The sequence below is a fragment of the Cellulosimicrobium sp. CUA-896 genome (assembly GCF_001942335.1).
In the GTDB taxonomy this organism is placed as follows: domain Bacteria; phylum Actinomycetota; class Actinomycetes; order Actinomycetales; family Cellulomonadaceae; genus Cellulosimicrobium.
The window spans coordinates 130,161-144,595 of sequence record NZ_MKKH01000033.1 but is presented as its reverse complement, the minus strand read 5'-3'; the positions used below and the strand labels follow the sequence as shown (position 1 = coordinate 144,595).

The following is a 14,435-nucleotide window of genomic DNA, read 5'->3' as shown; positions in this document are numbered from 1 at the left end:
TGCGCTCACCGGCGCACCGCGACGGCGGCGCCCAGCCGCTCGGGCCGGCGGCTCGCGTCCAGGTAGCCGTGCCGCAGCGGGGCGGGCAGCGGTCGGGCGGACGTCTCGCCGAGCAGCCGCTTGGCGACGAGCTCGGCGCTGATCAGGCACATCGGCAGTCCCACGCCCGGGATCGTGCCAGACCCCGCGTGGTACAGCCCGTCGACGCGCGGCGAGACCACGCCGGGCCGGAACATCGCCGACTGGCGCAGCGTGTGCTCCATGCCCAGCGCCCCGCCGCGCCACGCCGAGAGCTCCGTCGCGAAGTGGGCCGGTCCGAGGACCTGACGCGTCACGACCCGGCCCGGCAGGTCCTCGATGCCCGCCCATGCGCCGACCTGGGCGAGGTAGCCGTCGGCGAGTCCCTCCAGGGTGCGCTGCGACGGCTCGTCGGCGCCCAGCGACGGGTCGGCGGGAAACGGCACGAGGACGAAGAGGTTCTCGTGCCCGGGGGGCGCCGCGGGGGCCGCGGACGCGGGGCCGTCCGTCGCGGAGGTCCGCGACACGTAGAGGGACGCGGGCTCCGGCGCGTGCAGCTCGTGCACGGCGCTGCCCGGCCCCGACCCGAGGATGGCGTCGAAGTTGCGCGGCCAGTCCCGCGTGAAGAACAGGGAGTGGTGCGCGAGCTCGGGCAGCTCGCCGCGCACGCCCGCGAGCACGAGCAGCGCCGAGACGCCGGGGCCGTGCGCGTCCCACCACGCCTGCGGACGGGTCGACCACCGAGGGTCGAGCAGCCGCGTCTCGGTGTGGTGGAGGTCGGCCGCCGAGACGACGACGTCCGCGCCCACCACCTCCCCCGAGGCGAGCCGCACGCCGGTGGCGCGCCCCCGGCGTCGGGCCCCGGGCTGCACCTCGACGGCCTCGACCTCGACGCCGGTGCGGATCTCCACGCCCTCGGCACGGGCGAGCCGCTCGACCGCCTCGATGACGGTGTACATACCGCCCCGGGGGTAGAGGACGCCGTCGACGAGGTCCAGGTGGCTCATGAGGGAGTACAGCGCGGGGGCACGGTAGGGCGACGAGCCGAGGAACACCGCGTGGTAGCCGAGCACCTGGCGCAGCCGCTCGTCGTCGACCGTGCCGGCCGTGTGCTCCGCGAGGGAGCGCGTGAGCAGGCGCGCGAGCCGCGGCAGCCTGCGCAGCACGTCGGGCGCGAGCGCGCGGTCGGGGCGCTCGAACGTCGTGTAGAGGAAGTGGTCGAGCGCGAGGCGGTAGGCCTCGCTCGACGCGTCGGCGTAGGCGCCCGTGCGCGCGCCCGCGCCGGGCTCGAGCGCGTCGAACGCGGCGAGGGTCGCCTCGCGGTCCGCCCTCACCTCGAGCGGGGCGGCGGGACGGTGGCCCGCGCCCCGGCCGGCGGACCCGTCGCCGTCCGGCTCGAAGAACACCCGGTACGCCGGGTCCAGCCGCACGAGGTCCACGTGGTCCTCGACGCGCTCGCCGAGCAGCGCGAAGAAGTGCTCGAAGACCTCCGGCATGAAGTACCAGGACGGCCCCGTGTCGAACCGGAAGCCGTCGACCTCGAGCGTGCCGGCCCGTCCCCCCACGGTGTCGTGCCGTTCGAGGAGCGTCACCCGGGCGCCGCCGCGCGCGAGCAGCGCGGCGGTCGCGAGGCCGGAGATGCCGCCGCCGACGACCGCGACGCGCGGCGCCCTCATGCGAGCGCTCGCGCGGCAGGACGGCGCGCGGCCGACACCTGGCCGAGCAGCTCGGCACTCGCCGCCCGCGCCGCGAGGGCCACCTTCACGGTGTCGGGCACGCGCACGCGCGCCCGCAGGATCTCGGCCGGCGGCGTCGCGTGGAGCCGCGCGAGCAGTCGCTCGTAGACGGCGACCGTCGCGGCGACGGCGATGCGCGGGCGCACCGGCAACCCCGGCAGGGCGGCGCGGGCGGCCGCGAGGTCGGCCTCGACCTCCGCGCAGAAGGCCTCGACGTCGCGCCGGCGCAGGCGGTCCGGGACGACGCCCGGCAGGTAGCGGCGGCCGAGCTCGGCGTAGTCGGTGCGCAGGTCCCGCAGGAAGTTGATCTTCTGGAACGCGGCGCCGAGCGCGCGGGCTCCGCGCTCGAGCGTCTCGTCGGGCACGACCAGCGGCTCGCCGGGACGGCGGTGCGCGTTGAGGAACACGGCGAGGCACATCAGGCCGACGACCTCCGCGGAGCCGTACACGTAGCGCTCGTAGCTCTCCCGGTCGTGCACCCGGACGGTGAGGTCGGTGCGCATGGACGCGAAGAACGGGTCGACCTCGCGGTGCCCGATGCCGCAGCGCCGTGCCGCACGCGCGAAGGAGTGCACCACCAGGTTCGTCGACCAGCCGCGCTCGAGGGCCCGCGCGGTCTCCGCCTCGAGCTCGTCCAGCAGCTCGCCCGCGCCGTCCCCGCGGCGGGTGTCCACGACCTCGTCGGCGATCCGCACGAGCCCGTACACGGCGTCGATCCCGTCGCGGGTCGCGCCGTCGAGCAACCGCGCCCCCAGTCCGAACGACGTCGAGTACGACGCGAGCACGACGCGGCTCGTGCGCGCCGCCGTCCGGTCGTACAGGTCCTGCTCGGCGCCCACGCCACCACCCCGTCCGTCGTCGGGAACACGCCGCACACGCGTTCCTCAGCATGCTGAGGAACGAATGGTCTCACGGGGCGACCGACATCACACGTCGGCGGGGACCTCGATGCGCCGCGGTCCCGCCTGCCACGCCTGCCAGGCGGAGGAGATGATCTCCGGGAGACCGTTCGTCGCGCGCCAGCCGAGCACCTCGTTGATGCGCCGCGGGTCGCCCACGAGCTGCGGCGGGTCGCCGGCCCGCCGCGGGAAGACCTCCGGCGTGACGTCGAGACCGCTCACGCGACCGATCTCGTCGATGACCTCGCGCACCGAGGAGCCTTCGCCCGTCCCGACGTTGAACACGTCGAAGGGCCGCTCGTCGGCGCCGAGGTAGTCGAGCGAGGCCAGGTGCGCCTGCGCGAGGTCGAGGACGTGGATGTAGTCGCGGATGCACGTGCCGTCGGGCGTCGGGTAGTCGTCGCCGAAGATCTTGGGGCGCTCGCCGCGCGCCAGGCGGTCGAGGACCATCGGCACGAGGTTGAGGACCGCCGGGTCGCCCAGCTCCGGCCAGCCGGCGCCCGCGACGTTGAAGTACCGCAGCGCGACGAACCGCAGCCCCCACGCGGGCCGGCCGCGCGGCCGAGCCACTCCCCGACGAGCTTGGTCTCGCCGTACGGGTTGATGGGCTCGGCGTGCAGCTTCTCCTCGACCATCGACACCGACGGCATCCCGTAGGTCGCCGCCGACGACGAGAACACGAGCCGGTCGACGCCGGCCGCCTGCATCGCCGTGACGAGGTTGGTGAAGCCGCCCACGTTCTGCTGGTAGTACCAGGCCGGCTTCTCGACCGACTCCCCCACCTGCTTGCGCGCCGCGAAGTGGACGACGGCGCGCACGTCGTGCTCAGTCATCGCCCGCGTGAGGACGTCCACGGCCTCCGGGGCCGCGACGTCGACCTGAACCAGCCGCGCGTCGCCGACGCGGTCCGCGCGCCCGGTGCTGAGGTCGTCGACCACGACGACCTCCTCGCCGCGCTCCTGCAGCAGCCGCACCACGTGCGCGCCGATGTACCCCGCTCCGCCGGTCACCAGGATCGTCATGGGCGCCAGCCTAACGGGCGGCGACGGCGCGGGACCGGGCCGCGGCACGGTCAGCGGTGCGCCGAGGTCTCGGTGCTGCGCATGTCCGGCGGCTCGATCTGGAAGGTGCAGTGGTCGACGTCGAAGTGGCCGCTGAGGCACGTGCGCAGCCGGCGCAGGACGTCCGTGCCGTCGCCGCGCTCCAGCAGCCGCGGCTCGACCTCGACGTGCGCCGAGAGCACCGGCACCCCGGACGTGATCGTCCAGGCGTGCAGGTCGTGGACGCCGACCACGCCCGGCACGCCCTCGATGTGCGCCCGGACGTCGACGAGGTCGACGCCGGGCGGAGCCGCCTCGAGCAGGACGTGCACGACGTCGCGCAGCAGCAGCGCCGCCCGCGGCAGGATCATCAGGCCGACCGCCACGGAGGCGATCCCGTCCGCGCGCGGGAACCCGGCGGCCACGACGACGCCCGCCGCGACGACCGCGACCGAGCCGAGGAGGTCGCCGAGCACCTCGAGGTAGGCGCCGCGCACGTTGAGGCTCTCGCCCTGGCCCGGGGCGAGCAGCCGCAGCCCCACCACGTTGGCGACGAGCCCGACGACCGCGACGACGATCATGATCCCGGCGTCGACGTCGGGGTCCGGGGACACCGTCCTGCCGACGCCCTCGACGATCACGGTGACCGCCACGAACGCGAGGATCAACCCGTTCGCCATGGCCGCGAGGATCTCGGCGCGCTGCCAGCCGAACGTGCGGCGCGTCGTCGGCGGGCGCGCGGCGAGCCACCCGGCGAGGAGGGCCAGCGCGATGCCGGACGCGTCGGTGAGCATGTGCCCCGCGTCGGCGAGGAGCGCGAGCGACCCCGAGAGGAGAGCGCCGACGACCTCGCCCACCATGACGACGAGGGTGATGGCGAGCACCACGGCGAGCCGGCGACGGTGAGCGGTCGTCGCCGTGCCGTGCCCGCCGCCGTGGTGGTGCCCCGTCACGAGGCCTCCTCGCGCGGCACGGGGGCGAGCGCGACGTCCTCGGCGTCCGCGAGCAGGTGCGCCACCTCGGGCCGCAGGAGGCGGTACCACGACGAGCGCCCCTCGCGCCGGACCGCGACGACGCCCGCGTCGCGGAGCATCGTCAGGTGCGCGGAGACCGTGGACTGAGCGAGCCCGAGATCGCGGGTGAGGTCGACGACGCGCCGCTCGGTGCCGGTGAGCAGGTGGACGAGGGCGAGCCGGCTCGGCTCGGCGAGCGCGTGCAGCAGGCGAGCCACCGCCTCGTGGTCGTGCGTCGCGCCCGCGGACAGGTGCCGCACCTCCGGGTCATTCATCGTCATACGGCGATGTTATCGCCGTTCAGCGATGCCGGCTACCGTCGGGCCCGACCCGGCCGGTCACGCCCAGCCGAGCTCGTGGAGCCGGTCGTCGTCGATGCCGAAGTGGTGGGCGATCTCGTGCACCACCGTGATCGCCACCTCCTCGACGACGTCCTCGCGCGTCTCGCAGATCGCGAGCGTGGGGTTGCGGAAGATCGCGATCCGGTCGGGCAGCGACCCGGCCGCCCACATGAGGTCGCGCTCCGTGAGCGGCACGCCCTCGTAGACCCCCAGCAGCTCGGGGTCGTCGGGCGGCGCGTCGTCCTCCACGAGCACGACGACGTTGTCCATCTGCGCCGCGAGGTCCGCCGGCACGAGATCGAGCCCGTCCCGGACCGCGTCCTCGAAGTCCTCGCGCGTCATGTCCACCACGGGACCATCCTGCCCGCTCCGCGGCCCGCCCCGCGCCCGGCCCGGCTGTACACTGGCCGACGTCCTCGAGCCCCCATCGTCTAGCGGCCTAGGACCCCGCCCTTTCACGGCGGTAGCACGGGTTCGAATCCCGTTGGGGGTACGCGGGATCGTCGTCGGGCCGGCGCTCACCAGCCGATTTACGGATCGGCTCGCCGGTACGGTACGATCCTCACGGTTCGAAAGCGGGCCGCCGGACGGCGGACGTGGGAGAACAGCAAGGCCCTGTAGCGCAGTTGGTTAGCGCGCCGCCCTGTCACGGCGGAGGTCGCGGGTTCAAGTCCCGTCAGGTCGCGCGAGGCGAGAGCCCGGAACGGTCGGCAACGGCCGCCCGGGCTTTCGTGTCAGGGCTCTGTAGCTCAGTTGGTAGAGCGTTCGACTGAAAATCGAAAGGTCACCGGATCGACGCCGGTCGGAGCCACATCGAGACCCCCACCCGGGCACCGGGTGGGGGTCTTCTCGTCGGCGGACGCGGTGGCCCACGGTGCCCGGCCGAGGTGGACGCCCGGGCTCGCCCGACCCGCGTCAGAGGCTGCGCACGCCCGTGACCTGCCCGGAGGACCCGCCCGGAAGTTGCGGACCGGTGACGGTGCCGGTTGAGTTGGACGCGAGTCAACCGGCGAGAGGGTGAGCACATGAGCGACTGGATCGACGGGCGCATACCGCCCGAGGAGCAGAAGCCGACGGTCGGACAGCTCGTCGAGCGTCTGTCCGAGCAGGCCACACGGCTCGTCCGGTCCGAGATCGCGCTCGCCAAGGCCGAGCTCAAGGAGAAGGCCAAGCACGCGGGGGTCGGGGCCGGGATGCTCGTCGTCGGCGGTGTCCTCGTGCTCTACGGCCTCGGGTTCCTCTTCGCCGCGGGCATGGAGGGACTGGCGACCGTGATGCCGACCTGGCTCGCCGCGCTCATCGTGGGCCTCGTGCTCGTCCTGGTCGCCGGCGGCCTCGCGTTCGTCGGCGTCAAGCAGCTCCAGCGCGGCGTCCCGCCCACGCCGACGACGGCGGTGGAGAGCATCAAGGAAGACGTGGAGACCATCAAGAAGGGGGTGCGCTCGTGAGCGCCGCCGACAAGGCACCCGCCGCCCCGTCCCAGACCCAGCTCGAGGACGAGATCGCCCGGACGCGCGCCGAGCTCGCCGGGACGGTCGACGAGCTGGCCACGCGGCTCGACCCGCGCGTCCAGGCCGGACACGTCGCGCGGCAGGCGAAGCAGGCCGCATCCGACACGGGAGCGTTCCTGTCCGGGGGCGGACTTCCGGAGTCCGACCCCGAGCGCTCGCGCAACGTCAAGGTGCTGCTCGGAGCGGCAGCCGCGGCGCTGGCCCTCGTCGTGACGGGGATCGTGCGCAAGCGTTCCTCGTGACCGCGCGTCGCTGCGCGCCCGGCGGCCGTCGCGAGCGCGTCCGCGCCGGCGCGCCGTCGTCGCACGGCGCGGACGCGTGGGTCTGGGAGCGCTCCCGCACGGACGCCGACCGGGGCCGGGCAACCCCTTGCCCTCGCCCCGGCGGTGCTCTAGCGTTGCCCCTGCCGTCAGCCCTTGTCGGCGCCCTCGGCCGGCTCGCTCGCGGCACCGAGAAGGGCGCGGACCTCGGACTCGCGGTACCGACGATGGCCACCCAGCGTCCGGATCGACGAGAGCTTGCCGGCCTTCGCCCAGCGGGTGACGGTCTTGGGGTCGACGCGGAAGAGGCTGGCGACCTCGGCGGGCGTGAGCAATACCTCGGACTCTCCGTGCATGGACATAGGGCACCTCCTCCTGGTTCGCGCTGGTCCGGCGGATGCCCCGGATCACGACGACAGCACGAGCGCAGTTCTTCCGTCCATTGTCGCAGGATGCGGATTTGGGGCGACTTGACGGAGGGGTGAATTAGGCCGTCTATGGCCGGAAGGGCCGTATCGGCAGCCCTGCGGCTTTCCGCCCCGGCGTGCGCGCCGGGGAGAGGCCCAGACCACCCTCTCTGAGTGGATGGAATAGGGCCCGAGCATGTACCGTTGGACCCTGAACAGACGAAACTACACCCCGGGGCCGCACGTCTGAGCACGTTGCCGCCCCGCTTCTACGTTGAGGGGGTCGGAGCCATGGGCCGCGGCCGTCAGAAGGCAAAGCAGACCAAGGTCGCTCGCGCGCTGAAGTACTACAGCCCCGAGACGAACTACAGGGCTCTCGAGCAGGAGCTCACCGGTCACAGCCACACGGATGTCGTGACGGACTCCCGCTTCGGCGCCGAGTCGTCGGACGACCTCGAGCGCTACGACCAGCGCTACAACGACTGGTCCGACGACCGCTGACGGTCGGTCTCGCCTCTGCGTCCCCCGCGAGGCCTGACCCACCTCCCCGCACGACGGCGCGGCCGCTGACAGGCGGCCGCGCGTGTCGTGCGTCCAGCGTCCCCCGGCGGTCAGCCCGGTAGTCGCCGACGAGCCGGACCGCGCCCGCCTGCACGCCCTTCGTCCCGGCGACGACGTCCCCGTCGGCGGCGCCGAGCTCCGTGGCGGGGTCGAAGGCCTCGACGCTGCCCAGCACCCATGCCGGCAGCCCGAGCGCCGCGCACCGTGCGAGCGCCGCGTCGACGCCGTCCGCCCCGACGACGGCGACCATGCCGACCCCGAGGTTGAGCGTGTTCTCGAGGTCGCGGCGGGGCACGCCGCCCAGATCGCGCACGAGGCGGAAGACCGGAGGCACCTCCCAGCTCGCGCGGTCGACGACGCCGACGAGGCCGGCCGGCAGCACGCGCGCCAGGTTTGCCGCGAGGCCGCCACCGGTGACGTGCGTGAAGGCGTGCACCTGCGCGGCGTCGTCGGCCGCGAGCGCGAGGCAGTCGCTCGCGTACACGCGCGTGGGCTCGAGCAGCTCCTCGCCGACCGTGCGCCCGAGCTCGTCGACGTGCCGTTCGAGGCCCCACCCGCGTGCCGCAGCACCGCCCGGACGAGCGAGTAGCCGTTGGAGTGCAGGCCGGAGGACGCGAGAGCGACGAGGACGTCGCCCTCGCGGACCCGGTCCGGGCCGAGCAGGGCGTCGGCCTCGACCACGCCGGTGGCGGCGCCCGCGACGTCGTACTCGTCCTCGGCGAGCAGGCCGGGGTGCTCTGCCGTCTCGCCGCCTACGAGCGCCGTGCCGGCCACCTCGCACGCGGCCGCGATGCCCCGCACGACGGCGGCGATGCGCTCCGGCACGACCTTCCCGCACGCGATGTAGTCCGTCATGAACAGCGGCTTGGCCCCGACGACGACGATGTCGTCGACGACCATGCCGACGAGGTCGAAGCCGATGGTGTCGTGCACGTCCATGGCCTGGGCGATCGCGACCTTGGTCCCGACGCCGTCGGTCGACGTCGCGAGGAGCGGGTGCCGGTAGCGCGTGAGCTCCGCGGCGTCGACGAGGCCGGCGAAGCCCCCGACGCCCCCCAGGACCTGCGGCCCCTGGGTGCGGCGGACCGCGTCCTTCATGAGCTCGACCGCGCGGTCGCCCGCCTCGGTGTCGACGCCCGCGGCGGCGTAGGTCAGGCCGGCGGGGTCCTGCGGCGCGTCGCAGTCACGGTTCGGGCTCCAGAGGTCGCGGGGTCGGGGGTCGCGGGGTCGGGGGTCACGGGTGCTGCAGCGCGCCGCCGCCACCGGCGCTCACCGAGAGCGAGCGCAGCCCGTCCTCGGGCGCGCCGAGGGGCAGCTCGGCCTGCTCGAGCAGGTGCTTGCCGAGCTGGTCGTCGGGCGGGAGCTCGATCGGGTACTTCCCGGTGAAGCACGCCGCGCACAGCTGGGACGCCGGCTGCTCGGTCGCGGCGATCATGCCCTCGGTCGAGATGTACCCGAGGGTGTCCGCACCGAGCGACTGCCCGATCTCGTCGGGCGACAGGCCGTTCGCGATGAGCTCGGCCCGGGACGCGAAGTCGATGCCGTAGAAGCACGGCCACTTCACGGGCGGGGAGCTGATCCGCACGTGGACCTCCGCGGCGCCGGCCTCGCGCAGCATCCGGATGAGTGCCCGCTGCGTGTTGCCGCGGACGATGGAGTCGTCGACGACGACGAGGCGCTTGCCGCGGATGACGTCGCGCAGCGGGTTGAGCTTGAGCCGGATGCCGAGCTGGCGCAGCGTGTCCGACGGCTGGATGAACGTACGGCCGACGTACGCGTTCTTCGTCAGGCCCTGCCCGAACGGGATGCCGGACTCGGCGGCGTACCCGACCGCGGCGGGCGTGCCCGACTCGGGGACGGGGATGACGAGATCGGCCTCGACGGGGTACTCGCGGGCGAGCCGCCGGCCCATCTCGACCCGCGCGGCGTGCACCGAGCGCCCGTTGATCGTGGTGTCCGGGCGCGCGAGGTAGACGTACTCGAAGACGCAGCCCGCGCGCTCGGTGGGCGCGAAGCGCTGGGAGCGCAGGCCGTCGGCGTCGATCGCGATGAGCTCTCCCGGCTCCACCTCGCGCACGAAGGACGCGCCGACGATGTCGAGCGCCGGCGTCTCGCTCGCGACGACCCAGCCGCGCTCGAGGCGGCCGAGGACGAGGGGCCGCACGCCCTGCGGGTCGCGCGCGGCGTACAGGGTGCGCTCGTCCATGAACACGAGGGAGAACGCCCCGCGCAGCCGGGGCAGCACCTCGAGGGCCGTGGCCTCGAGCGTGTGGTCGGCGTCGCCCGCGAGGAGGGCGGTGACGAGCGCGGTGTCGGTCGTGTTGCCGCGCGCGAGCTCGCCGCGCCGCTGGCTGCCGTAGCGCTCGGCGACGAGGTTGACGAGCTCCGCCGAGTTCGTGAGGTTCCCGTTGTGCCCGAGGGCGACCGTCCCGGACGCGTCGCCCCGAGCGTGGGCTGGGCGTTCTCCCACGTCACGCCGCCGGTCGTGGAGTACCGGCAGTGGCCGACGGCGATGTGCCCCGTCAGGGCGTTGAGCGCCGTCTCGTCGAACACCTGGGAGACGAGGCCCATGTCCTTGTAGACGAGGATCTGGTCGCCGTTGCTCGTCGCGATGCCGGCCGACTCCTGCCCGCGGTGCTGCAGGGCGTAGAGGCCGAAGTAGGCGAGCTTGGCGACCTCCTCGCCGGGAGCCCAGACGCCGAAGACGCCGCAGGCGTCCTGCGGGCCTTTCTCGCCGGGCATGAGGTCGTGGTTGAGAAGTCCATCTCCGCGGGGGGCCACGTGCCTCAGTCTCCCACAGGGGCGGGCGGGAGCGTCAGCGGCGTCCGCGCAGGCTGCGCCGGTCGGCGACGACGGCCCACAGGCCCGCGACGCCGGCGCCGAGCGCCGTGCACGAGACGAGGATGACGGTGAAGTAGACGCCGGGCTTGAACACGGCGTCCGACGCCGGGGACTGCAGCCACGCCCCGCCGACCCCGAGGCCCACGACGAGCCCGAGCAGGATGCCGACCGTGAAGAACGCGCGGTAGCGGGGCGCACGGCGGACCGTCCGGCGGTCGACGACGCCCTCGACCTCGACCTCGTCCGCGCCGGTCCCGGGCCGGGGCGCGCCGGCCACGGGTGCGTCGTCGGGGACCGGGGACTGCTCGCTGCTCACGGGACGACCCTACCCGCGCTCCCTGGGAGCCGGCCGGGCGCACCGCGACCCGGGCCCCGTCGGACGGGACCCGGGTCGCGGCCCGGTCGGGCGTCAGCGCGACGCGGGGGTCACCCGCAGGTGATGCCCTCGAAGCTGACCTTGTGCTGCTCGTACCGCGGCGTCTGCCCCGGCACGTACCCGGCGACGGTCACCGAGCCGTCCTCGATCGAGGACCGGCGCGTGGCGTACGCCGTGTACGCGGAGGCACCGGGCTGCACGGCGGCGAACCGCTTCTCGCCGAACGGCGTGTAGTGGCGGACGTCGATCGCCACGTCCTCGCCGTTGGTGGCCCGCACGGCCAGGTACACGTTGCCCGCGAGGCAGCGCGCCTGCGCGGTCACCCTGAGGTCGACCCCGCTGGGCACGGCCGCCTCCACCGTGACGGGGACCCGCGCGGTGGTCCCGCTCGGCGACGCGACGACCCACAGGTCGTATGCACCCTCCGCGGCGTCGGCGGGGACGGTGGCGGTGAGCGTCGCAGCGCCGTCGACGACGGGCGCCGTGGCGACGGCCTCGCCCGGGTCCTCCGGGTCGAGCTCCTCGTCGCGCGGGACGAGGTAGCCCGTCACCTCGGTGTTCTGCGGCGCCCCGAGCGACGTCAGGTCCAGGCCCGAGAGCTCCACGCTCACGTCCTCGCCCGCCGCGACCGCGCCCGGGAGGTCGCCGACGACGACGCGCGAGCGTGCGAACGACGGCGACAGCGGCGAGTTCTCCTGAAGGTAGGCGATCCACGCCTCGCGGTCGACCAGACCGGAGTCGCGCGGGTCGGTGCCCTCGGTGAAGACGCGGAAGTTGTCACCGCCCGTGGCGAGGAACGAGAAGGTCGCGACGCGGTACTCGGCGTCGGGGTCGACCGGCTCGCCGTCGATCGTCACCGACAGGACGTTGTCGCCCGGCTCGGCGTTCGGGTCGGCGGTCGCCGCCGTCCAGCTCACGTTGTCCGACAGCCCCAGCGCCAGGTACGGGCGCGACGGACGCGTGCCGTCCGGGTTGGTCTGCCACTGCTGCTCGAGCAGCTCCACGACCTGGGCGCCGGTGAGGGTCACGGTCCACAGGTTATTGACGAAGGGCAGCACCGCGTTCGCCTCGGCGTACGTGATGACGCCGTCCTCGCCCACGAGCAGCTCGTTGCGCAGGCCGCCCGGGTTGACGACGCCGAGGTCGGCGCCGCCGCGTGCCGGGTCGGCCAGCGTGTCGCGCAGCGAGCTCGCGACGAGGTTGCCGAGCGCCGACTCCGACGCGCGGTCGTCGCGGCCCGTGGTCGGGAGCGGCCCCGGGCCGACGTACTCGCCGTCCACGTACGAGCCGCCCGTGAACGCGGTCGTGATGTCCGCCGTGACCTCGCCCACCGGCTGGGCGCCGATGACCTCGGCCTCCGCGAGCGCCGGGTCGAGCACGTCCTTGACCGCCTGCACGCGCGGGTAGGTCTCGACGAGCTCCTCCCAGGGCGTGCTCGTGCGCGGCACGTTCACGGCGGCGTGGTCGACGACCTCGCCCGTCCCCGTGTCGACGGTCAGGGTGATGTGCCCGACGAACTCGCCGTAGCTGCCCGTCTGGACCACCGGGCGTGTGGCCCCCTCTGCGCCCGGGACGGGCGCCTCCCACGCATACTGCTTGTGCGTGTGCCCGGTGAAGAACGCCGCGACGCGCGGGTCCGTCTCCGTGACGAGCTCGGCGAAGGCGCCGCCCGCGGCGACCTCCTCCTCGAGCGTGGAGCCGTCGGGGGTTCCGGCGCCGGCGCCTCGTGGACGAGCGCCACGACGACGTCGGCCTCGCCGTTGGCGTCGTCGCCGTCCTGGAGCTGCGCGGTGACGCGGTTCAGCGCCTCGACGGGGTCCCCGAACTCGAGGTCCGCGATGCCGGACGGCGTGACGAGCGTCGGCGTCTCCTCGGTGACGACGCCGACGAAGCCGACCTCGACCCCGTCGATCTCGACCACGTCGTACTCGGGGAGGGCCGGCTCCTGCGTGCCCGCGTCGTAAACGTTGGCCCCCAGGTAGGTCCAGTCCGCGGCCTCGGCCACACGGCCGGTGAGGTCGTCGACGCCCTGGTCGAACTCGTGGTTGCCCACCGCGGAGGTGGCCAGGTCGAGCGCGTTCAGGACGTCGATGGTGGGCCGGTCCTCCTGGAGCGCGGACGCGAAGAGCGAGGCGCCGATGTTGTCGCCCGCGGAGACGAAGGCCGTGCCGTCGGGGTTCTGGGCGCGGAGCTCCTCGATCGTGCCCGCGAAGGACAGCGTGTTGTTCGTGACGACGCCGGTGTCCCGGTTCGTCGCGTACGGCTCGATGCGACCGTGGAAGTCGTTGATCGCGAGCAGGTCGATCGTCGTGGTGCCGGGCACCACGTCGCCGCCGAGGTCGAGGCCGACGAGGACCGGGTCGTGGTCGGACGACCGGAACGGCGTCGTGTCGTAGAGGATCGACGCGTTGTAGTTGTAGCGCGAGTACTCGTTGGCGATCGGCTCGACGGAGTTGATGTTCCACACGTCGGTGCCGGTCACGGCCTCGGCCGCCGCCGGCGACGCGAAGACGTGGTCGAGCGACCCGACGTAGCCGTCGAACAGGTACGTCTGCTCGCCCGTGGTGGCACCGAGGTCGACGTACCCCGCGTCCTTGAGCACCTCGAGCGGGTCCTCCATCGAGTAGGAGTTGAAGTCGCCCGCCAGGAGCACCTTGTCGGTCCCGGCGTCCGCCGCGACGTCCTCGGCGAAGCCGACGAGCGCCGTGGCCTGCCGGACGCGCGACGCGTTGGACGCGCCCTGACCGTCGCCCTGGTCGGCGTCCTCGCCCGAGCCCGAACCCTTCGACTTGAAGTGGTTCGCGACGACGAGCACGTCGTCGTCGGCCGCCGTGCCGCCCTCGAGGACCCCGCCCGCCGGCTGGAACACCTGCGCGAGCGGCTCGCGCGCGTTGCCGAAGGCCGGGTCGTCGAGGAGGATCCGCGACGCGCCGACCGGCTCCGCGCCGTCGACCTGGTAGATGTACGCGAGGCGGATGACGTCCTCGTCGTCGGGCAGCGCGGCCGGCGAGGGGACGAACGCCCACTCGTCGGCACCGGCGGCCTCGTTGAGCGCGTCGACGAGGTCGGACAGGGCCTGGTCGCGGTCCTTGCCGAACGGGGCCGAGTTCTCGATCTCCATGAGCGCGACCACGTCGGCGTCGAGCGCGTCGATCGCGGCGACGATCTTCGTCTGCTGGCGCTCGAGGTCCTCCGCCTCGGCGGCGCCGCGCGCGTCGCAGCCCGTGCGGACCGTGACGGGGTCGCCCGCGCGGTCCGTGTAGTACTGGCAGCCGGTGAGCTGGTCGCCGGTCGTCGTGAAGTAGTTGAGCACGTTGAACGTCGCGACCGAGAGGTCGCGCCCACCTCCGCGGGTGCGTCCTCGCGCGTGTTCTCGAACGTCGCCGGCTGGACGGTCGCCGCGTTGCCGTCCTCGCCGGCCTGCAGGTGCGC

The 14,435-nt window shown here is 73.8% G+C and carries 12 protein-coding genes, 3 tRNA genes and 3 pseudogenes; 6 read left to right on the top strand and 12 right to left on the bottom strand.

Annotated elements, in window-relative coordinates:
* Positions 1–5 precede the first annotated feature (5 nt).
* The 6 genes and pseudogenes from crtI to BJF88_RS11740 form a co-directional block, all read right to left on the bottom strand.
* Positions 6–1,694 (bottom strand): phytoene desaturase family protein, encoded by a 1,689-nt coding sequence (crtI, locus tag BJF88_RS11765; protein WP_075828915.1) that lies wholly within the window; start codon positions 1,692–1,694, stop codon positions 6–8.
* Positions 1,691–2,593, bottom strand: coding sequence for a squalene/phytoene synthase family protein (locus tag BJF88_RS11760; RefSeq protein WP_083649080.1), 903 nt, complete (start codon positions 2,591–2,593; stop codon positions 1,691–1,693). The genes crtI and BJF88_RS11760 overlap by 4 nt, the downstream gene beginning before the upstream one ends.
* Positions 2,594–2,680: 87 nt before the next feature.
* Positions 2,681–3,675 (bottom strand): annotated as a pseudogene (gene galE / locus BJF88_RS11755) (UDP-glucose 4-epimerase GalE).
* 50 nt (positions 3,676–3,725) lie between these two features.
* Positions 3,726–4,646, bottom strand: a complete 921-nt coding sequence (locus BJF88_RS11750) for a cation diffusion facilitator family transporter (RefSeq protein WP_075828914.1) — start codon at positions 4,644–4,646, stop codon at positions 3,726–3,728.
* Complete coding sequence (locus BJF88_RS11745) at positions 4,643–4,987, bottom strand: helix-turn-helix transcriptional regulator (protein WP_083649079.1); 345 nt, start codon at positions 4,985–4,987, stop codon at positions 4,643–4,645. The genes BJF88_RS11750 and BJF88_RS11745 overlap by 4 nt, the downstream gene beginning before the upstream one ends.
* 57 nt (positions 4,988–5,044) lie before the next feature.
* Positions 5,045–5,389: a metallopeptidase family protein gene (locus BJF88_RS11740; RefSeq protein WP_075828958.1), complete on the bottom strand. Its 345-nt coding sequence runs from the start codon at positions 5,387–5,389 to the stop codon at positions 5,045–5,047.
* A 78-nt stretch (positions 5,390–5,467) separates the two neighbouring features.
* Here BJF88_RS11740 and BJF88_RS11735 point away from each other — a divergent pair.
* From BJF88_RS11735 to BJF88_RS11715, 5 genes are all read left to right on the top strand, one after another.
* A tRNA-Glu gene (locus tag BJF88_RS11735) sits at positions 5,468–5,540 on the top strand.
* Between the two features lie 118 nt (positions 5,541–5,658).
* A tRNA-Asp gene (locus tag BJF88_RS11730) sits at positions 5,659–5,731 on the top strand.
* 54 nt (positions 5,732–5,785) lie between these two features.
* Positions 5,786–5,858 (top strand) — tRNA-Phe (locus tag BJF88_RS11725).
* A 214-nt stretch (positions 5,859–6,072) separates the two neighbouring features.
* Positions 6,073–6,495, top strand: a complete 423-nt coding sequence (locus BJF88_RS11720) for a phage holin family protein (protein ID WP_075828912.1) — start codon at positions 6,073–6,075, stop codon at positions 6,493–6,495.
* Positions 6,492–6,800, top strand: a complete 309-nt coding sequence (locus BJF88_RS11715; RefSeq protein WP_075828911.1) for a DUF3618 domain-containing protein — start codon at positions 6,492–6,494, stop codon at positions 6,798–6,800. Before BJF88_RS11720 ends, BJF88_RS11715 begins: the two co-directional genes overlap by 4 nt.
* Positions 6,801–6,967: 167 nt before the next feature.
* On the opposite strand, the gene BJF88_RS11710 is transcribed toward BJF88_RS11715, so the two are convergent.
* A complete protein-coding gene (locus BJF88_RS11710; RefSeq protein WP_075828910.1) occupies positions 6,968–7,180 on the bottom strand; it encodes a BldC family transcriptional regulator in 213 nt (70 codons plus the stop codon).
* A 336-nt stretch (positions 7,181–7,516) separates the two neighbouring features.
* On the opposite strand from BJF88_RS11710, the gene BJF88_RS11705 reads away from it, so the two are divergent.
* Positions 7,517–7,726, top strand: a complete 210-nt coding sequence (locus BJF88_RS11705) for a DUF3073 domain-containing protein (protein WP_075828909.1) — start codon at positions 7,517–7,519, stop codon at positions 7,724–7,726.
* Positions 7,727–7,841: 115 nt separating this feature from the next.
* Here BJF88_RS11705 and purM read toward each other — a convergent pair.
* From purM to BJF88_RS22170, 5 genes and pseudogenes are all read right to left on the bottom strand, one after another.
* Positions 7,842–8,884: pseudogene (gene purM, locus BJF88_RS11700) on the bottom strand (phosphoribosylformylglycinamidine cyclo-ligase); the annotation flags it as partial.
* A gap of 136 nt (positions 8,885–9,020) precedes the next feature.
* Positions 9,021–10,567, bottom strand: a pseudogene (purF, locus tag BJF88_RS11695) (amidophosphoribosyltransferase).
* Between the two features lie 34 nt (positions 10,568–10,601).
* A complete protein-coding gene (locus BJF88_RS19105; protein WP_075828908.1) occupies positions 10,602–10,943 on the bottom strand; it encodes a hypothetical protein in 342 nt (113 codons plus the stop codon).
* Positions 10,944–11,053: 110 nt separating this feature from the next.
* Entirely contained in the window at positions 11,054–12,547 is a 1,494-nt protein-coding gene (locus BJF88_RS22175) for a bifunctional UDP-sugar hydrolase/5'-nucleotidase (RefSeq protein WP_075828907.1), read from the bottom strand.
* Entirely contained in the window at positions 12,499–14,316 is a 1,818-nt protein-coding gene (locus BJF88_RS22170) for an ExeM/NucH family extracellular endonuclease (protein ID WP_075828906.1), read from the bottom strand. Before BJF88_RS22170 ends, BJF88_RS22175 begins: the two co-directional genes overlap by 49 nt.
* Positions 14,317–14,435: the final 119 nt, after the last annotated feature.